The sequence below is a fragment of the Paenibacillus odorifer genome (genome assembly GCF_000758725.1).
In the GTDB taxonomy this organism is placed as follows: Bacteria; Bacillota; Bacilli; order Paenibacillales; family Paenibacillaceae; genus Paenibacillus_AQ; species Paenibacillus_AQ odorifer.
In genome coordinates this window covers 6,770,711-6,791,677 of sequence record NZ_CP009428.1, presented here as the reverse complement: position 1 = coordinate 6,791,677, position 20,967 = coordinate 6,770,711, and the positions used below count along the sequence as shown (strand labels likewise).

General features: G+C 44.8%; 20 protein-coding genes. 19 read left to right on the top strand and 1 reads right to left on the bottom strand.

Annotated features, from left to right (window positions below; genetic code table 11):
- The first annotated feature begins 10 nt into the window (after positions 1–10).
- The 16 genes from PODO_RS29650 to PODO_RS29575 all read left to right on the top strand — a co-directional run bounded on the left by PODO_RS29650 (position 11) and on the right by PODO_RS29575 (position 18,036).
- Positions 11–955: a D-alanyl-D-alanine carboxypeptidase family protein gene (locus PODO_RS29650; protein ID WP_036677789.1), complete on the top strand. Its 945-nt coding sequence runs from the start codon at positions 11–13 to the stop codon at positions 953–955.
- Between the two features lie 323 nt (positions 956–1,278).
- Positions 1,279–2,304: an LCP family protein gene (locus tag PODO_RS29645; protein WP_038573960.1), complete on the top strand. Its 1,026-nt coding sequence runs from the start codon at positions 1,279–1,281 to the stop codon at positions 2,302–2,304.
- 194 nt (positions 2,305–2,498) lie between these two features.
- Positions 2,499–2,924: a CBS domain-containing protein gene (locus PODO_RS29640; RefSeq protein WP_036677795.1), complete on the top strand. Its 426-nt coding sequence runs from the start codon at positions 2,499–2,501 to the stop codon at positions 2,922–2,924.
- Positions 2,925–3,147: 223 nt separating this feature from the next.
- Positions 3,148–3,450 carry a MazG-like family protein gene (locus PODO_RS29635; RefSeq protein ID WP_170914153.1) on the top strand — a complete coding sequence of 101 codons (303 nt, stop codon included), beginning with the start codon at positions 3,148–3,150 and terminating at the stop codon, positions 3,448–3,450.
- A gap of 6 nt (positions 3,451–3,456) precedes the next feature.
- Positions 3,457–4,374 (top strand): DUF2232 domain-containing protein, encoded by a 918-nt coding sequence (locus tag PODO_RS29630; RefSeq protein WP_036677800.1) that lies wholly within the window; start codon positions 3,457–3,459, stop codon positions 4,372–4,374.
- Positions 4,375–4,385: 11 nt separating this feature from the next.
- Positions 4,386–6,392, top strand: a complete 2,007-nt coding sequence (locus PODO_RS29625) for a DHH family phosphoesterase (RefSeq protein ID WP_036677802.1) — start codon at positions 4,386–4,388, stop codon at positions 6,390–6,392.
- Positions 6,389–6,835, top strand: a complete 447-nt coding sequence (gene rplI, locus PODO_RS29620; protein WP_036677804.1) for a 50S ribosomal protein L9 — start codon at positions 6,389–6,391, stop codon at positions 6,833–6,835. The genes PODO_RS29625 and rplI overlap by 4 nt, the downstream gene beginning before the upstream one ends.
- Position 6,836: 1 nt before the next feature.
- Positions 6,837–8,198 (top strand): replicative DNA helicase, encoded by a 1,362-nt coding sequence (gene dnaB, locus PODO_RS29615; RefSeq protein WP_036677807.1) that lies wholly within the window; start codon positions 6,837–6,839, stop codon positions 8,196–8,198.
- Positions 8,199–8,409: 211 nt separating this feature from the next.
- Positions 8,410–9,696 carry an adenylosuccinate synthase gene (locus PODO_RS29610; protein ID WP_036677809.1) on the top strand — a complete coding sequence of 429 codons (1,287 nt, stop codon included), beginning with the start codon at positions 8,410–8,412 and terminating at the stop codon, positions 9,694–9,696.
- 190 nt (positions 9,697–9,886) lie between these two features.
- Positions 9,887–10,531 (top strand): hypothetical protein, encoded by a 645-nt coding sequence (locus tag PODO_RS29605; RefSeq protein ID WP_038573956.1) that lies wholly within the window; start codon positions 9,887–9,889, stop codon positions 10,529–10,531.
- 316 nt (positions 10,532–10,847) lie between these two features.
- Positions 10,848–12,395, top strand: coding sequence for a M23 family metallopeptidase (locus PODO_RS29600; protein ID WP_038573954.1), 1,548 nt, complete (start codon positions 10,848–10,850; stop codon positions 12,393–12,395).
- A gap of 191 nt (positions 12,396–12,586) precedes the next feature.
- On the top strand, positions 12,587–13,318 hold the full coding sequence (gene yycF / locus PODO_RS29595) for a response regulator YycF (protein ID WP_036677815.1): 732 nt from the start codon (positions 12,587–12,589) through the stop codon (positions 13,316–13,318).
- On the top strand, positions 13,318–15,147 hold the full coding sequence (walK, locus tag PODO_RS29590; RefSeq protein WP_036677817.1) for a cell wall metabolism sensor histidine kinase WalK: 1,830 nt from the start codon (positions 13,318–13,320) through the stop codon (positions 15,145–15,147). The genes yycF and walK overlap by 1 nt, the downstream gene beginning before the upstream one ends.
- Positions 15,144–16,436 (top strand): YycH family regulatory protein, encoded by a 1,293-nt coding sequence (locus PODO_RS29585; protein WP_036677820.1) that lies wholly within the window; start codon positions 15,144–15,146, stop codon positions 16,434–16,436. Before walK ends, PODO_RS29585 begins: the two co-directional genes overlap by 4 nt.
- A gap of 38 nt (positions 16,437–16,474) precedes the next feature.
- Positions 16,475–17,215 carry a two-component system regulatory protein YycI gene (gene yycI / locus PODO_RS29580; protein ID WP_038573953.1) on the top strand — a complete coding sequence of 247 codons (741 nt, stop codon included), beginning with the start codon at positions 16,475–16,477 and terminating at the stop codon, positions 17,213–17,215.
- A gap of 14 nt (positions 17,216–17,229) precedes the next feature.
- Positions 17,230–18,036, top strand: a complete 807-nt coding sequence (locus tag PODO_RS29575) for an MBL fold metallo-hydrolase (RefSeq protein WP_036677825.1) — start codon at positions 17,230–17,232, stop codon at positions 18,034–18,036.
- On the opposite strand, the gene PODO_RS29570 is transcribed toward PODO_RS29575, so the two are convergent.
- Positions 18,005–18,211: a hypothetical protein gene (locus PODO_RS29570; protein WP_038573951.1), complete on the bottom strand. Its 207-nt coding sequence runs from the start codon at positions 18,209–18,211 to the stop codon at positions 18,005–18,007. The two genes, PODO_RS29575 and PODO_RS29570, sit on opposite strands and share 32 nt — an antisense overlap.
- Before the next feature lie 388 nt (positions 18,212–18,599).
- Here PODO_RS29570 and PODO_RS29565 point away from each other — a divergent pair, with 388 nt between their 5' ends.
- The 3 genes from PODO_RS29565 to PODO_RS29555 all read left to right on the top strand — a co-directional run bounded on the left by PODO_RS29565 (position 18,600) and on the right by PODO_RS29555 (position 20,787).
- On the top strand, positions 18,600–19,847 hold the full coding sequence (locus tag PODO_RS29565) for a S1C family serine protease (protein ID WP_036677827.1): 1,248 nt from the start codon (positions 18,600–18,602) through the stop codon (positions 19,845–19,847).
- 419 nt (positions 19,848–20,266) lie between these two features.
- Positions 20,267–20,467, top strand: a complete 201-nt coding sequence (locus PODO_RS29560) for a cold-shock protein (protein ID WP_019914582.1) — start codon at positions 20,267–20,269, stop codon at positions 20,465–20,467.
- Between the two features lie 92 nt (positions 20,468–20,559).
- Positions 20,560–20,787 (top strand): cold-shock protein, encoded by a 228-nt coding sequence (locus tag PODO_RS29555; protein ID WP_036677829.1) that lies wholly within the window; start codon positions 20,560–20,562, stop codon positions 20,785–20,787.
- The last annotated feature ends 180 nt before the right edge of the window (positions 20,788–20,967 follow it).

Genomic DNA, 20,967 nt, shown 5'->3' with positions numbered 1-20,967 from the left:
GATGACAACGATGAAGAGACGGATATTAATATGGGCTGGTGCAGCTTTGATAGTCGTTGTCTTAATTACGGTGTGGAGGCCTATCGAGTTGGGCTTTAAACCGGATATTGACGCGGGTTCAGCAGTGCTGCTAGATATGGATAGTGGAGACATATGGGTCAATATAAACGGCGATGTGCCTATGCCACCGGCCAGTGTGTCTAAATTAATGACTGAAATGATTGTGCTGGATCACATAACCTCTGGAACCCTTAGGTGGGAGGATAGAGTCCCTATTAGTGCTTACGCCAGTCAAATGGGAGGTATGAGTCTCTCATTAAAACGAGGAGATTTCTATACAGTAAGGGAGCTATTCGAAGGCATCACCATATATTCTGCTAATGATGCTGCAGTTGCATTGGCAGAATATATGGCAGGATCAGAGGATTCTTTTGTACTTATGATGAATGATAGAGCACGTAGTTTAGGTTTATCTCCTAATACGGTATTTACCAACGCCTCTGGATTGTCTAGCAAGGATCTTGGTATCATTCGTCAGCCTACGCATATCGGTGGCCAGACGATGATGACAGCGAGGGATACAGCCAAATTGGCAGCTGCGCTAATCCATAATCATCCTGATGTACTGAATATTTCCGGTCGTACACAGATGCAATTAAAGGATAAAGGGTTATATGTTAGTAATAGCAACCTTATGCTTCCAGGTATGGGCGGCGCTTACGCATACGATGGAGCAGATGGGTTGAAGACTGGATATGATAGCCAGACGGGATATTGTATTGCGGGATCAGCCCAGAGGGAGGGGCACCGGCTTATTGCGGTCGTTATGGGGGCGGAGACTTATGGCAGCCGATTTGAGGGTGCTGCTAAATTGTTCGATTATGGGTTTTTCCGCGGTTTACATTATGGAGAACGGGTAAAACATATTATACATGCCCTTGGGATTCGAAGTTAAATTTGGAGCATCATACCAGTAATTATTACTTGGTATGGTGCTTTTTCCCTATTCATGTCGGTATTTGTTGTTTCTTTTTATCAATTTAGTGATTACAATAGAAATATTGTTTTATCCCATATTATTTTAGAAACACAAAAAAACTTTTTTTCTATAATTTAGAATGACCCGAATTTCCTGAAAGGGGGGACAATAAGATAATGGAATAAGGGACAGTAAATTCGCCGCCGAGAGAAATAAAACCATGACTGCCTGAGAACGATCAGGAGGCATTGTAAATATATGGTACGTGCAATTATTCTACAATAAAGAAGGAATCAAAGATGAAAAAAATAAAGAAAAGATACATTGCGCTAATTGTTCTCGTCGTTATTATAGCGGGAGGTTTTCTCTTTCGAAATTCTTTGGCCGTATTAGCTTTTGACCTCTTTTTGTCCGATCGGGTAGAAAGCAAGCTGAAAGAAGAATCTTATCAGCCACTTAAGGATGAGAATAAGGTTAAGCCAGAGCCGGTTGTATACAAAAGCGATCCATTCTCGCTGATGCTGCTCGGGACTGATCAACGCGACAATGAAACCGCACGTTCGGACACGATGATGTATGCTGTTGTTCGCCCAGAGGATTACAAAATTCTGCTTATTTCTATTCCACGTGATACGTATACCGAGATTATTGGCCATAACGATAATAAAAAAGATAAGATTACCCATGCTTATGCTTTTGGTGGGCAGCAAATGGCTAAGGATACTCTGGAAGCACTGCTGGAGCATGATATTCAGTATTATGCCACCATTAACTTTCAAGGGCTCAAGGATGCCGTTGATGCTATTGGAGGCGTTCCGCTGCCAATCAAGAAGGACATTGTAAACAAGGGTAAGGACCATGAAAAGTTTACGATCGAGGGTGGAAAGTCGAATTATAACGGTCAAGAAGCACTTAACTATACACGCTACCGTGAAGATAGTGACTTTAACCGGACCAAACGCCAACAGGTTTTTATTGATGTTGTAGCTAATAAAATGTTATCGATCAGCCAAATCGGCAATATTCCAAAGCTGCTGGATATTATGGGCGATAATTTTAAGACCGATATAGAGCCTTCAATGATCATTAGTCTGGCCAAGAAATTCATGGGCGGCAAAGACATGGATATCTCAAGCTTTACGGTAATGGGCGAAGGAAAACGTATTGACGGACTTTATTATGATATCGTTGATGAAGAGGATTTGCGTGAAGCTAAGGCGCTGATTGATAATTGGATGAATGCAGGAACACCAGTAGATCAACTGATTGAGCCGGGAAAAGCAAGTAATGCACTCGAGCCCAAAGCAACAGCAGTTACGCAGTAATTCTAATTGGAAAGCTAAACTCATATAAATAAATTGCAGCAGCCATAAACATTCTCATGGCTGCTGCTTACTGTCTTCATGTTATAATGAGTTGGAACTATTATTTAGCTGCTACGTATAATCACATTGGCATGGCAGTAAAAGGAAGTTAAAGAACCGTAATTCCTTCGGAACTCTTTGAGGAGGATCAAGAGATGAATATTGCATTTTTTTTACTTCCGAAACAGGAGGTGGCCTGCGTAACGCTCGATTCTACGCTGCGCCAAACGCTTGAGAGGATGGAGTTTCACCGCTATACAGCAGTCCCGATTCTTAACCGTAATGGAGAGTATGCCGGCACGGTAACGGAAGGTGATCTGCTCTGGTACATGAAAGAGTCGGAGGGCAAGGTTTCGTTTGAGAACGCTTCAAAATTTTTGCTGAAGGACGTTCCATTACGTATGAATAACAAGCCGGTCTCGATTGATGCGGATATGGAAGATCTAATTAATTTGGCTAAGGTGCAGAACTTTGTACCTGTGGTCGATGATATGAACCGGTTTATTGGAATTGTTCGCCGGAGTCAAGTCATAGAGTATTGCGAGAAATTTGTAACAAGACAATCACAGGAATCATTATAGTCCCAGTGTATTCGCGGTTATAGAAGCTATCGGAACAAGGCCTGTATTTCCGGCGATAACGGAATGCGGGTCTTTTTTAAAGAAAGCTCCTCTCCAAAAAGAGGCATAGTCAGCATGGATTGAAGCATACTTAAGGGGCGCGGGGTGTCCAGTGTGACACCGAATTTTTTATGCTATAATGGAGAATAAAGCTTTTTGCCGGAGGTAGAGAGACGTGTCCAATGTGCCGAAGGATCTGGATGTAGCCAAGCGCGCCAAGGTAATTGAATGGCTGAAAACCGAAGTGATTGATCAAGTTTCACGGTTATTTAAAGCGTTATGGGAAGGCAGTACTACCCGTGTCGGTGACAGTCTGGCTAGCTTGATTATGAGCTCTTATATTTTGGGCCGCAGACTAGGGATTCCTTATCGTTCTTTAGATGACTTGCTACTGGAGAAGCTTAGAAAGCACAAGCAGGAAGGGCATCAACTGGAAGATTGGTACCAAGATATATCTGCTTTAGAAGAACATATGCGTAAGAGGTGAATACTGTTGAAATTTCGCTGGTCATCTGTGGCTTGGAGCGTAGCATACTTACTTTTGCTGCTTAGTTTAACGACTCCACTCCTCATCATCACTACCCTGTTTATGATTGTTCCGGCAGTAGTGTTGTTTACTACACTGAACACGAGACAATTTGTGCTGCATGTATTGCCGGTGTTGCTGATTGTAGGCTTGATTACACCAATTTATCTGTTGATAGCTGCGTATTTCTTAATACCGGCTCTGGTTATGGGGCGCTGGTATAAAAGACATGCCCCGGCTATGTCTACTGTGATCGCAGGTACGGTTACGATTCTTGCACAGTTCCTGCTGCTTTTGCTGCTGGGTACGGCATTATTTAATTTTGACCTGTCTACCTATGTGAACGATGTATTGCAAATGGTTAATTCACCTCTGTCCGAGCTCGGAACTACCAATCCTCTGCTCACTGATATTGGATTTTCAACTGAGGATGTAAACAAGATAAGTCATATGACGGTCCAAATGATCCCTATGACTCTAATCGTAAGCTCCTTCATGATTGCTGTGATTACGCATGCTATTGCCCGCCCGATTCTGAACAGTATGAATTATGCAGTGCCTAAGATGAAGCCTGCACGTGAATGGAGACTTTCGAGATCGTTTATTTGGTACTATCTGATTGGTGTTGTTCTACAGCTCTTCTTCTCAGGGTCGGAGAACAATTTCATCCTCATGATTTCTGCCAATCTTCTGCCATTGCTGCGAATTGGCTTTATGATTCAGGCCATCGGATTTTTCTTCTTCCTGGCGCATGAACGCAAATGGAACAAGATGTCTGCCGTTTTGTTAGCGATACCGGTTATTTTACTGCCGCCGCTGCGCATTATTGGTATTATTGATCTTGCGTTCCCACTGCGGGAGTATGTGACCAAATCGAAACGATAGGGTGAGAGTTCATGCCTAAATTTCTGCAAAGACGCTGGCACGGCTATCATACCGTATGGGCGTTCATGCTGCTGTTGGTCCTTATTATAATTGTCAGTGTCTATAACTGGGCGCTTGGGGTCGCCGGCCTGTTTCTGTCAGGTACTTTATGCTTCTATATGTTGAAAGCGGAGATCTCGTTCCGTCGTAATCTGGTGGAATATATTAATGGGCTGTCTTTCCGCATTAAGCGGGTAGAGGGCGAAGCAGTCAGCATGCTGCCGCTTGGAATCATTCTGTTTAGCGAGGATCGAACGGTGGAATGGAATAACCGCTATGCCGGCGATATTTTCGCACGCAAGTCTTTAGTTGGGGAATCACTGCAAGAATTATTGCCTGATATGCAGTCTTTTTTTACAGGTGCTGCAGCGGGTAAGCGGGAGGTCGGCAAAGAAGGTGTGCTCCATGACACCCGCCTTGAGATCACCGTGGATGAACGATTTTATCAAGCTGTCATTATTCCGAGTGAGCGTATTCTTTACTTGTATGATATCACTGAGCTTGTGGTGTTACGTGAGCGGTATGAGGATGAGAAGCTGGCGATCGGCATAGTGATGATGGATAACCTGGATGAATCCGCTCAAGGAATGGATGATCAACAGCGAACCTCGCTGATTGCTAAGGTGACGAGTGAGATCACTGAATGGAGTAAGCAGTTTGAGGTTTATCTGCGGCGGTTGTCCTCGGAACGTTATCTAATGCTGCTTAATCATCGTAGCCTGCAAGCGTTGGAAGAGAGCCGCTTCGTGATTCTAGATGAAGTCAGAGAAATGACTGCTGATCTCAAGGTACCTATGACACTGAGTATTGGTCTGGCCTTTGGCGCAGACTCTGCAAGTGAATTAGGGGCATTGGCCCAATCCAGTCTAGACATGGCGCTGGGCCGAGGTGGTGATCAGGCGGCTGTAAAAGCAGGCCAACGGTTATCCTTCTACGGTGGCAAGAGTAATGCTGCTGAGAAGCGTACCCGAGTGCGGGCGCGGGTCATTGCGCATGCTTTGCGGGATCTGATGCAGGAGAGCGATCGTGTGCTGATCCTCGGTCATCGGACACCGGATATCGATGCTGTGGGTGCTGCAATCGGCCTGTTAAGGGCTGCGCAGATGTATAATGTAGAGGCTAGCATTGTGATGGAGACTCCAAATCCATCGATAACTAACATGATGGAGCAGATTCGTAAGGATGACGATTTGTATAAGTCATTCATCACAACGGAGCAATCCCTACAGATCATGACAGAGCATACCCTGCTTATTGTTGTGGATACACATAAGGCGTCTATGACGATGGAGCCGCGGCTAGTACAATATGCCAGCAGAATCGTAGTGGTGGATCATCACCGCAGAGGTGAAGAGTTCATTAATGATGCTGTATTGGTATATTTGGAACCTTACGCTTCATCGACCTGTGAGCTGGTGACAGAGCTGCTTCAGTATATCCATGAGAAGGTAAAGATCAGTCCGCTGGATGCTACAATGTTGTTAGCGGGGATCACGGTGGATACAAAGCACTTTGCGCTCCATACGGGTTCGCGTACCTTTGAGGCGGCAGGCTTCCTGCGCCGGAATGGTGCCGATACCGTACTTATTCAGCGCATGCTGAAGGAGGATTTACAGGAGTATATTTCCAAAGCCGAAATTATCAAACATGCGCGAATGGTGTATGACCAAATCGCGCTCGTAGTTACGGCACCAGGCATGAAAATCCCGCAGCTTCTTATTGCTCAGACTGCGGACACGCTGCTTGGGATGACCAACGTAGTCGCTTCATTCGTCATCAGCGAGCGGCCTGACGGCCTGATTGGCATTAGTGCCCGATCACTCGGACGTATGAATGTACAGGTCGTGATGGAGAAATTAGGCGGCGGTGGGCATCTGTCCAATGCCGCAGTACAGCTTGAAGGAACATGTAAAGAAGCAGAAGCCAGATTACTGCAGGTGCTGGCGGAAATCGAATCGAAAGAGGGGTTATTCGAATGAAGGTCATTTTCATAAAAGATGTTAAGGGTCAAGGTAAAAAAGGTCAGGTTAAAGAGGTATCCGAAGGTTATGCTTCCAACTTCTTATTGCCACGTGGATTGGTTCGTCCGGCAACGGAAGGCAACGTGAAGACGCTGGAGAATCAAGCAGCTGCTGAACAACGCCGTAAAGATAACGAAAAAGAAGAAGCACAGCAATTGGGTAAGAAGCTTGACGAGTTAACACTGACAATGAAAGCAAAATCAGGTGAAGGCGGACGTTTATTCGGCGCTATTACAAGCAAACAGATTGCTGAGACACTGGCTTCCACCAAAGGAATTACTATTGATAAGCGCAAGATTGAATTAGGTGAGCCAATTCGCCATATAGGAGTATTTCAAGTAAGCGTAAAATTGCATACTGAAGTAAAGGCCACACTTAAGGTTGAGGTAACGGAGGAGTAACATGGGTGGAGATCTCTTTTTCGATCGGGTTCCCCCGCAGAATCTTGAAGCCGAGCAGGCGGTAATTGGTGCGGTTCTGTTGCAGGATGAAGCGCTCATTACTGCAATGGAACGGGTGAATACTGAAGACTTCTACGATAAAGCGCATCAAATGATTTTTGAGGCGATGGTGCAGCTCGGAGAAGAGAGCCAGCCGATTGATCTTGTTACACTTACGTCCAGACTGCAGGACAAAGGAGAGCTTGAAGATATTGGTGGTGTTAGCTACTTAGCTAAGCTGGCGCATGCCGTGCCTACTGCTGCTAACGTAGAATACTACGCCCAGATTATCGAAGAGAAAGCCATGCTGCGCCGTTTGATTCGCACAGCCACGCAGATTGTGAGCGAAGGTTATACTGGCGGTGAAGATGTAGCCGATATGCTGAGTGATGCAGAGCGGCGTATTCTTGAAATCTCCAACCGGCGGAGCGGCAGTGGATTTATTGCGATCCGCGATGTCTTGATGGAAGTGTTCGACAAGGTTGAGTTGCTTCATCAAAATAAGGGGGGTACCTCAGGTATCCCAACCGGATTTGTGGATTTAGATCATATGACTAACGGATTCCAACGTAACGATCTGATCATTGTTGCGGCTCGTCCATCTGTTGGTAAAACTGCATTCGCCCTGAATATTGCACAGAACGTGGCAGTACGCGCTAAAGAAACTGTTGCGATATTCAGTCTGGAAATGTCAGCGCCACAGCTGGTACAGCGGATGATTTGTGCTGAAGCCAACTTAGATGCCAATATTATGCGTACCGGTGACTTCAAGAGTGATGATGATTGGTCCAAGCTGACGATGGGCATTCAGTCTCTATCTGAAGCGGAGATTTATATCGACGATACACCAGGTATCACGGTAACCGATATTCGTGCAAAGTGCCGGAGACTGAAGAAGGAAAAAGGACTTGGCATGATCGTCATCGACTACTTGCAGCTCATTCAGGGCCGCGGTAAAGGCGGAGAGAACCGTCAGCAGGAAGTATCGGATATATCTCGTACATTGAAGCAGATTGCCCGTGAGCTGGATGTGCCGGTTATTGCCCTGTCGCAGTTAAGCCGGGGTGTAGAGCAGCGTCAGGATAAACGTCCAATGATGAGTGACTTGCGTGAATCGGGTTCTATCGAGCAGGATGCCGATATTGTTGCGTTTCTGTATCGTGATGATTATTACAATGCGGATACGGAGAAGAAGAATATTATTGAGATCATTATAGCTAAACAGCGTAATGGTCCCGTAGGCACGGTAGAACTGGTCTTTCTTAAAAATTTCAACAAGTTCGTTAACTACGAGCGAGCACATGCGGAACCCTTTGCTGGTTAAACCTGACATGTATAATTCCCGAACGATTGCACATTTCTTTGTGTAATCGTTCGTTTTATTTGACTTTGAAAAAAACCGCTGTTACACTGAGAATTGTCCTTTAGCGGGTTAAATCTGCTTGGCGTCCGGAGGGCCACGTACATAAGAATGACGTATAGGGCCTATATTATGAAAAATAATGGTGCTAAGTAGCACCTACGGAGGAATGAACATGTCAACGGTAGTCGTCGTGGGAACACAATGGGGAGACGAAGGTAAAGGGAAAATCACTGACTTTCTAGCGGAAAGTGCAGATGTGGTCGCCCGTTATCAAGGGGGCAATAATGCCGGTCACACGATTCTGATTGACGGTGAGAAGTTTAAGCTCAGCTTGATCCCTTCGGGTGTATTTTATAAAGAGAAAACTTGTGTAATTGGTAACGGAATGGTTATTAATCCGGCTGCCTTGATCCAAGAAATTAATTATATTCACGAGAACGGTTTTGATACTAAGAACTTAGTGATCAGTGATCGTGCTCATGTCATTATGCCATACCATATGGTGCTGGATGCTCTCGAAGAAGACCGTAAGGGTCCGAACAAGATTGGTACTACACGTAAAGGTATCGGTCCTTGTTATATGGATAAGGCAGCACGCAACGGTATCCGTATTGCTGACTTGATGGACGCTGAGGAATTCGAACTGAGACTCCGCCCCTTGATGCAAGAGAAGAACCAAGTGATTACACAGGTCTATGGTGCGGAAGCTCTTAACGTAGAAGAGATTCTGACTCAATATCTGGAATATGCAGAAGTGCTGCGTAATTATGTAACAGACACCTCTGTTATTCTTAATGAAGCCATTGATGCGGATCGCAAAGTGTTGTTTGAAGGTGCGCAAGGAGTAATGCTTGATATCGATCAAGGTACGTATCCGTTTGTTACTTCATCCAACCCATCTGCCGGTGGGGTATGCATAGGTTCTGGTGTGGGACCGTCCAAAATCAAACAGGTTATTGGGGTTGCAAAAGCCTATACCACTCGTGTTGGAGATGGCCCGTTCCCTACAGAGCTGAATGATGCAACAGGTGATTATATCCGTGAAACAGGTCATGAATATGGCACAGTTACCGGACGTGCGCGCCGTGTAGGCTGGTTCGACAGTGTAGTTGTGAGTCACGCTCGTCGTGTAAGTGGAATCACAGGGCTATCTCTTAACTCGCTGGATGTACTTAGCGGACTTGAGACTGTGAAGATCTGCACAGGCTACAAATACCGTGGTGAGGTAATTACTCATTACCCTGCTAGCCTCAAAATGCTGGCAGAATGCGAAGCGGTATATGAAGAGCTTCCAGGCTGGAGCGAAGATATTACTTCTGCAAAAACGTTGGATGATCTTCCAGCCAATACACGCAGATATGTTGAACGTGTATCTGAGCTTACGGGTATTCCGATTGCTATCTTCTCAGTGGGTCGTAACCGTGAGCAGACGAATCAAGTATTGCCAATTTATATCTAAAACCTAGTTATACTAAGGAGCCTCGTTAGAGGCTCTTTTTTTTGTTCTGAGGACTATATATCTCTCTTTTGGGGCCTAGATTTATGCCTAGACGTTTCCCAAGGCCGGTTCTAGTCAATACTGGATGTATAGAAGAACATGTAAATGATCTACCAGATAGACTTGAACATAGGTGAGAGGAGAAATGAAGATGAAGATCGTGAAGCGTGCACTTAGCGTATGTCTGATTGTGGTACTTGCCAGCACTCTTTCAATTCTAACAACGGGCGTGGTTGTAAATGCTTATATTCAGTCGGTACTGGCTAGCTTCGATATTAAAGTGAATACTCCCGGTCCGGGATTTGGAGGAATGATTCGGAGCATTATTGGCATGGATAACAAATCTGACTCGGATACAGCTAATAAAGAAGTAACCACAGGGAGTACAGTTAGCAAGGAGACCGACAAGAGCACGGATTCGCCAGCTAAAGGCAAGGGTGAGCCCGTAGATGATAATACTCCGACTGATGCCTTACCAGTTATGGGGCAAGTTACAACCGAAAGTTCAGCTGATAGCGGAAGTGGAAGTGTTGGTGACCAACAATTAGTAATGACACCTGAGGCACTCAGTGACTTTAAAGATAATCTTCCATCGGAAGAGAAGGTAAATATATTCAATATTTTGATGTCCAAACTACCCCAGGATGAGATGGCAAAAATTTCAACAGCGATGGAGGATGGATTAACAGAAGATGAGGTTAAAGAGCTGCAGCAGGTAATTGCAAAATATGTTGATGCAGACGAATATGAGAGCATAATGAAAATGCTTACACCAACTACAGAATCTACGCAATAGCATTTGTAATTGTCACTTTATAGACACATGAAAAAGGTTAAAATTTCATATTTGCGCAAAAAACCCGCGTATTTGGCGGGTTTTTTGTTATGTCTAAAGTTGAAATTTTTCTCTAAGCTATGGTACAGTAAACAAGGACCTCAAGAGGTTAATTTTTTGTAACCTCCTTAACAACCTTTTTATAGGTTCATTAGAAGCAGGAATTAAGCACTAGTATACGCAGAAATTTACGTGGACGTAATCTATATAATCGAGGTCGTACAATTAGCTTGGCCGCTTTTGTCGGAAGTAAAAGCGGACTGAAAGGGAGAGTTTCATGAAGGGATTTAAGTTCATGCGTCGGATGAGCAAGCTGCAGGATGGACATCCAGCAGAGTCCGAGGCGAATGTTCAACAGAGCCACAATTTCGATCACGACTCCAAACACTTTCAACAAGAGAAAGGTACTCGCAGATTTCGGCGCGCTTGGATTTTGGGATCTGTCGGCCTTGTGCTTCTAGCTACGGTGTTGGTTGGAGCAGAGAAAAAGTATGTAGCTGCTAACACGGTTACCTATTATCAAGTGTTGGTGAAGGGTGAAGAAATCGGAAGACTTACCGATCAGACGCAGCTTAACCAGCTATACGATAAGAAACAACGAGAATATCAGGAGAAATATCCGAATTCAACCATGGTGCTGCAAACAGAGGGCATTACAATAGAAGAGCAGAAAGCATACAAGCCAGAAGTTGATAGTGAGGCGACACTTACTAAACTAGATGGAATGCTGAAAGCTTATGCAGTAGGCGTGCAATTGATGGTAGATGGCAAGGCCGTTGGCATAGTTAAGGATCAGGAAACTGCTAATGCTGTGCTCGAAGGGGTAAAAAATCATTATGTCCCACAAGCAGAAGTAGCAACGACGGCTAGTAAGCTAACAAGAACGGCTGCTTCCAGCTCATCTGCTGCAAAAGCGAAGACTCCGGAGCAAGTAGAGTCGGTAGAGATTAGTGAAGATATTTCTATCGTTCCTATCAAAGCAGATCCTAATAAAGTGTTGGATGTGGAGGCAGCGGTCCAGACACTTACGGAAGGTAAAGAGGCCCCCCTTCTTTATACCGTTCAAGAGGGCGATACGATTTCGGGGATTGCCAAACGGTTTGAAATCACCCAAAAAGAGATTTATAGTAACAATCCTAACGTGAAAGAGCTGACGTTGAAGATTGGAGATACACTGAAGCTGAAGGTACCCCAACCAGATGTTACAGTAGTAACTGTGGAAAAAGTGACTGAGCAAATAGTGACTGAGCCGGAAGTGGTTGTGCGATCGAGCGATCAGCTAGCGGCAGGCAAAAGCAAAGTCGTTCGTCCAGGGCAAACTGGACTTAAAGAAATGGAGTATCGGGTAACGAAGGAAAATGGTACGGTCGTCCAAGAAGAATGGTTAGGCCAGACCGTTATACAAGCCTCGCTGCCAGAAGTTGTTTATCGGGGAACGAAGGTTGTTGGTGAAGGAACAGGCATGTTCAGTTGGCCGGTAAGCGGGGCGACACTGACAAGTAGCTTCGGCGAGCGTTGGAGCCGTGCCCATAAGGGTATTGATATGGTATCTAGCAATCGGAATATAAAAGCTTCTGATGCCGGGACCGTGATCTTTGCAGGTGTGCAGAGTGGATACGGGAATGTAGTTATTGTAGATCATCGCAACGGATACCAGACCTATTATGGTCATTTAAAAAGCATCTCGGTTTCTACAGGCCAACGCTTGGAGCAGGGTGGCAAGATTGGCGTAATGGGCAGCACCGGACGTTCGACGGGTACACATCTGCATTTTGAGATTCGGAAGAATGGCACTGCTGTAAATCCAATGAAGTATTTGCAATAATTCATACTTTGTCCTTTAACTGCTCGATTTCAATCGGGCGGTTTTTATTTTTTTTAATCTACGAGTGACGGCAAAGCCGTTTCTTTTTGCTGGGCAGGGGGATTGCTTATTTCGTAGGATGTGACGGTTAGACAGGTATGTTAAAATAAAGGAATGATCATTAAGTAAGGATAGGAAGGTGAAGCTGGGACATGCAGATGGGAACGATTCTGGTAGTAGATGATGAACAGCCTATTGCTGATATATTGAAATTTAATTTAGAAAAAGAAGGCTACGAGGTTATTTGTGCTTTTGATGGCAACAGTGCAGTGGAGCTGGCATTGTCCAAAAGGCCCGATCTTATGCTGCTTGATCTTATGCTGCCCGGCAAAGATGGTATGGACGTCTGCCGCGAGGTGCGTTCTGCGCACTTGGACATTCCTATCATTATGCTTACAGCCAAGGACGGAGAGATTGATAAGGTACTTGGCCTGGAGCTTGGTGCTGATGACTATGTGACCAAACCTTTTAGTACACGTGAATTGCTGGCCAGAGTTAAAGCCCAGATGCGGAGACAGCATAAACCGTCACCACAGGGGATGGCGAGTGAACCAGCAGAGAATAAGCAGGGCATTTATCATTTTGATCTGTTTATAGATACAGATATGTATTTGGTCTATAAGGGCGGGGAGCCGCTTGACTTGACCCATCGTGAATATGAGCTGCTCTACTATATGATCAAACATGCCGGTAAGGTGATGACTCGGGAGCATTTGCTGCAGGCAGTGTGGGGATTTGAGTATTTCGGTGATGTGCGGACCGTTGACGTGACGATCCGTCGTCTAAGAGAGAAAATTGAGGAGAACCCCAGCAAGCCCGAATATATTTATACTCGGCGTGGACTCGGCTATTTGATGCATAGCCCTAAAAATGGAGGACTGTGATGAAGTGGCGGTCCTTTATCCGGACAATTCAGGCAAAACTTATTATTATTTACGTGTTGCTGATTCTGATAGCTATGCAGTTGATCGGGGTTTATTTTGTCAGCTCGATGAAGAACTCGTTAACAGATAATTTCACCAAGGACCTTAAAGCACGTGCTGAGATGTTGTCTATCCTGACTGCTGATAAATTTGGTAGTGAGGCTGGAACCGCAGATGAGGAAACCGCTGTGGAAAGTCTGCGCGGGATGGTCAATAATCTGTACATTAACGGGGCTGAGATTCAGGTACTGGATGCCAGCGGCAAAATCATCACCACTTCCGTTCCCTCGCAGAATGACTATGTCGGGCAGCGTAACACCCAGACAGTTGTGAATCGGGCCTTGCAGGGCATCAGTGATAACGAGGAATATATTATTGCCGATGATAATGTGCGTAAAAAGGTTGTGGCCAAGCCTGTGCTCTCGGGTGACAAGGTAGTGGGCGCAATCTATATTGCTGCTGACATGAAGGATCTATACGCCACGATGGGCCGGATCAATAGTGTATTTATCTCAGGTTTGCTGTTAGCTCTAGCGTTAACGGTTGTTTTATGCGTCATTCTGGCGCACACCATCACGCAGCCTATTAAGGAAATGACGAGGCATGCTACGGCTGTCGCTGAAGGCCGATTCAATCGTAAAATGCCCGTATTGGGCAATGATGAAATTGGACAACTCAGTCAGGCGTTCAATTATATGACCGGTAGATTGCGTGAGGCACTCTCGCAGAATGAAGAGGAGAAGGAGAAGCTTACCTCTATTCTGACGAACATGAGTGATGGTGTCGTGGCTACAGATGAAAACGGAGTAGTGATTCTGATGAATCGGCGGGCAGCGCTGATGCTCGGAAATGAAGGACCGTTGCCGGAAGGTGCCCCTCTAGATAAATTGTTGGGCTTAGATTACGAACAAAGCGGATCTCTGGCTAAAGGCAATGCCCAATCTGCAATGCTTCATCTGACTCATATGGGTGGAGAAGATTCTAATATCGTAAGAGTGACGTTTACTCCGATTCATCGTCGTGAGGGTGGCATTGCCGGCACAATTGCTGTGCTGCAGGATGTCACCGAACAGGAGAATCTGGAGGAATCACGCCGTGAGTTCGTGGCGAACGTTTCGCATGAGCTAAGAACACCACTTACCACTATTAAAAGCTATGTTGAAGCACTGGATGATGGAGCACTTGAAGATCCGCAGCTGGCGGTTCGATTTGTTGGGGTTATTCGCAACGAAACAGAACGGATGATTCGTCTGGTCACGGATTTGCTGCATCTTTCCCGTCTGGATTCCAAGGAAGCTCTTCTTCGAATTCAGCAGACGGATATTACCGAGATGCTGGAGGATGTGGCGGATCGTTTTTCTTTTCAAATTCGGCAGAAGCGTATAGATATAAGTACAAGGGTCCGCAAAGATGTTACCACGGCGTGGCTTGATCGCGATCAAATCGATCAGGTCTTGGGGAATTTGGTCTCCAATGCGCTAAAATATACGCCAGAAGGCGGTACGATTGAACTGGAAGCGTTGAAGAATGAGGATGGAATGCTCTCCATTTCTGTGCGTGATTCGGGGATAGGGATTCCGAAAAAGGATATCGAGCGGATCTTCGAACGATTTTATCGCGTGGATAAGGCACGTTCGCGGAACATGGGAGGCACCGGACTTGGCCTTTCCATTGCCCGGGAAATTGTGAAGGCACATGGAGGCTCCATTTCCCTGCAATCCGAGCTAAATGAAGGTTCAAAGGTAACCTTTACCCTGCCTTTGAACGAGCAAAGGGGGAGTGAGGCATGAAGGAACGAATCAAATCATGCATTCTAGCCTTGCTGGTGCTCGGAAGCCTGGTTGAAAGCTATTATTTGATCTACCGTTTGCCTGGTGCTGATTCAGCAGTGCTTTCTGAGAACCTGTATGTGAAGACAGATAATATGGGTCCGGAAGAGAAGGTAGAGAACCTGTTATACCCTGACAAAATGATCATCCATATGGGGGAAGGCAAACATACGCTTTTTTATCCGGACTCTACGTTCTATAGCTTGATCATGAATCGCTTAAAAGGTCGTGGCTTCGAAAGCTTCCAACGGCACTCGGTACAGGATTATGATTGGGATAAGATCCGCAATGAGAACCCTGGGATTGAGCTTTCATTCGGAGCAGGTATTCCGGTAACGTTATTGCAGCGGGTGATGCAGTTATCGCCAGATTCCCTTTTTGAAGGAGAAAGCATCGATCGTATTTGGATCTATAACATTAAGAATGATTCCAAGGCCCATGCTATTTTCTTCAGTACGAGAGGCGACATCATATACGAAGCGGCAAAAGCGGATTTAACGGTTCAGGATGTGCAGCAGCATGTGGATTTCGGTAAGAATTGGACGCCTTACAAGACCGTAAGCGGGGATTATTATGTGCCAGACAGTAAGATTTCTCTGGTTCAGGTAGACATGCCTTCCGGGATGTACACCATAGAGCAAATGCAGAGTAATCTTTTCTTCGATGTTGGAAGCACTAGATATATTCGGGAGAAGAACGGCTCGGAGATTTATACGGACAGCAAACGGAGCCTTCAGGTGGACCAGGGTAAGAACTGGATGAGCTATAGTGACCCTGCGGCGCTTCCAGCTGGAGAAAGTACCCCTGCCAAGGATGCTTTGGAAGCTGTAGAATTTGTGAACCAGCATGGCGGATGGAATGGGACTTACCGTTTGGAGGCTACAGAGGAAGGCAGACAGGAGAGAAAGGTCTCTTTTCAACAATATTATGGCTCCTATCCGTACGGCTCCTATCCGATAATGAGCAATTCATCATTACAGTATGGTGTAATAAATCTGGAACTGCAGCAGGGAACAGTATCCTCTTATGAACGTTCTCTAATTTATATAGATGAAAGTAAGGCCGTAAAAAAGGTAGTGGAGCTATCTGGAGGTGCGGATCTGGAGTATAGGTTGTCTCTGGTCAGTAAAACTTCGGCAGTGAAGGATTTAACGCCTGCTTATGTGCCTGAGGTGAAGGAAGATCATCTGGAGCTGATACCTGTCTGGAAAGTTACACTTAGTGATGGCAGTGTTCTTACTTTAAATTAATGGACAAGTGGTTCATATAACAATTAGGAGGTTCGGGTATGGATTGGGGAAGAGCTAAAAATGTACTGATTTGCGCCTTTTTAGGTCTGAATCTGCTGCTATGTTACCAGCTGTGGGTCGATTTGCGCGATCAGGTTAGTGCTAATCTTGATTTTACTTCCCTGTCTGCTGAGACCCAAGCCGTAATGGAGCAGAAAGGGATTCGTGTATTGTGTCCCATTCCGGCTTCTACCCCGCAGCTTCCTAACATTACTTATCGTTATTCTGCTGAAGAACAGACTGAACCACCAATTAAATTAGATGTACCTATAGACAGCAAGCTGATCTATTCTTCCTTCTCAGAGCTTAGCAAGGTGCTTGAGGATAATATTCCTGATATTTCCAATTATCGCTTTGATTCACAGGAAAGTGAGGTTGGGAAGTTCGTTCTTCATCCGCTGGTTCAAAATCAGTGGTCGTTGTTCCGTGTTAGGCTAGAGTTGATTAACAGTGATCAAAAAATCGTAGCTTACCGCTGGCCGAAGATTGAAATAGGGACAAGCAGCAGCGATAAAGAACAGAAGGTGCTTCCAGCATCGCAAGCACTTAGTAGCTTGATAGAGAAGTATTTTCCGGCAGATTCCGTAGTGAAGGAGATTGAGCTGGGGTATTACGGTGAGCTGTTCAACTCGGAAAGTCAGGTAGCTTCGCCGATGTGGCGGTTTATGCTGGAGAACGGCAATGCCTATTATGTGGATGCTATTAGTGCGGACATCATCAGTCCTAAGACAACAGAGTAGAAGGAGTAAGGAAAATGGGGATTTCATTTACAGTACTGTCCAGTGGTTCTACCGGCAATGTAACGGTGGTACGAAACGGGGAGACAACACTTATGATTGACGCAGGTTTTAGTGCCAAGCGGATCGATGAGCTGTTGGCCATGCGTGAACTAACGGGTAATGATATAGACGGGATTCTAGTTACACACGAACATTCCGATCATATCAAGGGACTCGGGGCCATGGCCCGTAAATACGATCTTCCGATTTATGCGAACACCAATACCTGGGGAGCTATCGAGAAGGGAATTGGTAAAATACCGGAGTATAACCGGATGATCATGGAGTCTGGCCAGCACAAGGATTTCGGCAGTATGCGAGTAGAATCCTTTGCGATTTCTCATGATGCAGCGGAGCCAGTGGGTTACAATTTTTATGATGGAAAAGAGAAGTTATGTGTAGCTACAGACCTGGGCTATGTTAGTGATAAGGTAAGAGATGCAATTTCAGATGCAGATGTATTGGTGCTGGAGGCGAATCATGATATCGAATTGCTGAGAATGGGACGTTATCCGTGGAATACGAAACGGCGCATCCTAGGCGACATGGGTCACCTTTCCAATGAGGCAGCTGGAGCTGCGCTTAGCGAAATTCTTACAGGGCGGACCAAACGGACCTATTTGGCGCATTTAAGCCGGGATCACAATATGATGGATTTGGCAAAAATGTCGGTACGCGGCGCAATGGAGGATCGGGGCTGTTTTTTCAAAGATAGTGAGTTCAGACTGTGTGATACGTATTATGATCAACCTACGCCATGGGATAAGCTGAGCCAGTCATAAGCTGATCAAGTTCAGCGGTCTTGCGATCTAATTCTTGGCGGGAGATTAGGCCTTTTTCAATCATCAATTCGATCATTGCGCTAAAGGTAAGGGTCATGTGGTAGTGTTCATCCTTTAAGTCACCAAGCTTACCGATAAACTCGACTAAATCCATACTTGTTGAAAAAGAACTCATAATTAATCCTCCTTTAATAGTGTGAATCTATAGTGTAATTAGAACTGAAAACTGTAAAAAATTCGCAGGTGTTTTAGCTGAGGAAAATCCCGAATTGCAGGTTGCCTGTGATACAATTAAAAGCGTGATGAGCAAAGCTAAAATTTTAGGGACACTTCTATTTTATTGTAGTCTTTTAAGTTGCAAAATATTCCTAATAGAGAAGATATATTAAAAGATTATCATAATCTAACGATTGATCGAAACTCTTGTGGGGTTAATGGATAAAGTGAAACTTTTTAGTGATATTTGGAGTCTAATGGTTACAGAGGTTTGGTTCGGACGTGGTTGCTATAGGTTCAGGTCTTAACAACAGTGAACGCTTGGCAATAGAAGGGGGAGATTTTCGGTGGGATTGTTTGATGATGATTTCTATTCAACTAAAGTTTCGCGGTCCAGAGGGGATGAAGCATCAAAGGGATCGTTTGCTAACCGTAGACATTCTGTACGCAGATCGCGTAAAGGGCTATCTACCTGGCAAATATCCGCCGTTTGCTCCTTAGTCAGCGCTGTGGTGGCAGTTCTGTTATTCAGTATGTTTACAGGCCAGATGAGTCATGAGACTGCTCAAAAGCCGGTTGTAACAACTGGAAATGTTGCCCCAAGCAGTAGTGATCCATTTGACCGGATTATTCAAGCTGCTGCCACGGTTCGCCCTGCAGTAGTAAGTATTATCAATCATAAAGAAGATAATGAAGAATTAAACATTCTGGATGAGTCCGCACTAGGCTCAGGAGTGATCTATAAAAAGACAGGAAATAAAGCATTTATCATTACCAATAATCATGTCATCGAAGACTCCGGTAATCTCGAGGTAGTTACAGTGAACGGAGAGACCCGTAAGGCAACACTCGTTGGAACGGATAAAGTAAGCGACATTGCGGTACTCTCTATTGATGCCAAAGGAATCGATACCATCGCGCAGCTCGGTGATTCCTCTAAGCTTCGTCTAGGTGAAACGGTCATTGCTATCGGTAATCCGCTAGGACTTGGTGATACATTGACCTCGGGGATTGTTAGCTATACTGAACGGATGGTTCCCGTATCCCTTAATCAGGATGGAGTATATGACTGGGAACAAGAAGTGATACAGACCGATGCGGCGATTAATGAAGGAAATAGTGGCGGCGCGTTAGTGGATCTCGATGGCAAGGTCATTGGAATTAACACGATGAAGATTTCAGACACGGGTGTAGAGGGTCTGGGTTTTGCAATTCCTGCGAATCATGTGATAGATATCGCTAATGAGCTGGCTGAAAAAGGGCATATTGCCCGTTCGTACTTGGGTGTATATTCAGTTGATTTGAACAATCCGTACGTTCCACTAGCAGAAGATCAACGCAATGAATTGAACCTGCCGAACAGTGTTAAGGATGGAGTAGTTGTTCTAGAGGCCGTTGGCCCTGCGAAGGAAGCTGGACTGCAATTCAATGATGTCATTACCAAATTTAATGATCAATCCATCATATCTACCCTTTCTCTTCGCAAGTACTTATATAATCATACGAAGATCGGTGATGATCTGAAAATTACTTACTATCGAAACGGCGAGGCCAAACAGGCAACAGTTAAACTTCTTGAAAAACCACAGGAATAATATGCTGGAAGTCGGTATATAATGATATAGCAGTTACGACAAGTAGAGCGGACTACCCCTTCGATTCCGAGGGGGTACCTTCTTGAAAAAGCGGATAAAAGTAACGTTTTTGGGAAAGCTATTTTTCTAAAACCATGATAATTATGCCAGAAAAAGGATCTATTTAGGGAATAAACACTAAGTGGCAGCCCTTACATTGGAAGGTAATACTTATTAGGGCAAAACCGGATATATTCGGATGCTTGCTTGCCTTTGCTAATCAGGTGTGGTAATATGATATCAATCATACATTTAGTCCCTAATTCTCGCATTGAAAAGGGCTGTCATATTTGGTAATACAACCTTTTTCAATGTGTGAATTTTTTCTTTGTTTGAAGATAAAAAGAACATATTAATTTAAATTTGTGGAGGTAACACACATGCAAACAGGTACAGTTAAATGGTTCAACGCAGAAAAAGGATTCGGATTTATCGAAGTTGAAGGCGGAAGCGACGTATTCGTTCACTTCAGCGCAATCACTGGCGACGGCTTCAAAACTTTGGACGAAGGCCAACGCGTTGAATTCAACGTTGTTCAAGGCAACCGTGGACCACAAGCCGAAAACGTTGTAAAACTGTAATAATAGAAGAAACCGTCCCAGCTTGTGAAAGTTGGGACGGTCTTTTTATATCTAGTTACTCACTATTGACTTACAGGATGGGAGGAACGGCAATGAACTACCGGAAGAAACCTTTGGAAGAAATACCGGAAGAAAATACCGCAATTTGGGCATGTACCAATGAGGGATGCAACGGATGGATGAGGGATAATTTCGCATTTGAACATGCGCCTTCTTGCCGTCTATGTGACTCTCCAATGGTTCGCAGCACGAAGATGCTACCCCAATTGCTTAATTCAAATGGCGATCTCAAATCGCTGAAGAAGGGTATTTCCATCTAACCAATACCTAAATGAGTCAAGCATTTAATAGAACGACGAACCACTCAAGACGGGTAAACCGTCTTATTTTTTTTGCTTTCTTTATGCTAAAATGTGATCTTTGTCACAAATCATTTGAATTTCACCGTTAAATGACTATCTTTATGTGACATTTATCACAAAAAGAAGCTTAAATTTTTG

Excerpts from the sequence above, each read along its gene's own strand:
- PODO_RS29650 (WP_036677789.1), top strand. The coding sequence starts at position 11 with ATGAAGAGACGGATATTAATATGGGCTGGTGCAGCTTTGATAGTCGTT.
- PODO_RS29645 (WP_038573960.1), top strand. The coding sequence starts at position 1,279 with ATGAAAAAAATAAAGAAAAGATACATTGCGCTAATTGTTCTCGTCGTT.
- PODO_RS29640 (WP_036677795.1), top strand. The coding sequence starts at position 2,499 with ATGAATATTGCATTTTTTTTACTTCCGAAACAGGAGGTGGCCTGCGTA.
- PODO_RS29625 (WP_036677802.1), top strand. The coding sequence starts at position 4,386 with ATGCCTAAATTTCTGCAAAGACGCTGGCACGGCTATCATACCGTATGG.
- rplI (WP_036677804.1), top strand. The coding sequence starts at position 6,389 with ATGAAGGTCATTTTCATAAAAGATGTTAAGGGTCAAGGTAAAAAAGGT.
- dnaB (WP_036677807.1), top strand. The coding sequence starts at position 6,837 with ATGGGTGGAGATCTCTTTTTCGATCGGGTTCCCCCGCAGAATCTTGAA.
- PODO_RS29610 (WP_036677809.1), top strand. The coding sequence starts at position 8,410 with ATGTCAACGGTAGTCGTCGTGGGAACACAATGGGGAGACGAAGGTAAA.
- PODO_RS29605 (WP_038573956.1), top strand. The coding sequence starts at position 9,887 with ATGAAGATCGTGAAGCGTGCACTTAGCGTATGTCTGATTGTGGTACTT.
- PODO_RS29600 (WP_038573954.1), top strand. The coding sequence starts at position 10,848 with ATGAAGGGATTTAAGTTCATGCGTCGGATGAGCAAGCTGCAGGATGGA.
- yycF (WP_036677815.1), top strand. The coding sequence starts at position 12,587 with ATGCAGATGGGAACGATTCTGGTAGTAGATGATGAACAGCCTATTGCT.
- walK (WP_036677817.1), top strand. The coding sequence starts at position 13,318 with ATGAAGTGGCGGTCCTTTATCCGGACAATTCAGGCAAAACTTATTATT.
- PODO_RS29585 (WP_036677820.1), top strand. The coding sequence starts at position 15,144 with ATGAAGGAACGAATCAAATCATGCATTCTAGCCTTGCTGGTGCTCGGA.
- yycI (WP_038573953.1), top strand. The coding sequence starts at position 16,475 with ATGGATTGGGGAAGAGCTAAAAATGTACTGATTTGCGCCTTTTTAGGT.
- PODO_RS29575 (WP_036677825.1), top strand. The coding sequence starts at position 17,230 with ATGGGGATTTCATTTACAGTACTGTCCAGTGGTTCTACCGGCAATGTA.
- PODO_RS29570 (WP_038573951.1), bottom strand. The coding sequence starts at position 18,211 with ATGAGTTCTTTTTCAACAAGTATGGATTTAGTCGAGTTTATCGGTAAG.
- PODO_RS29560 (WP_019914582.1), top strand. The coding sequence starts at position 20,267 with ATGCAAACAGGTACAGTTAAATGGTTCAACGCAGAAAAAGGATTCGGA.
- PODO_RS29555 (WP_036677829.1), top strand. The coding sequence starts at position 20,560 with ATGAACTACCGGAAGAAACCTTTGGAAGAAATACCGGAAGAAAATACC.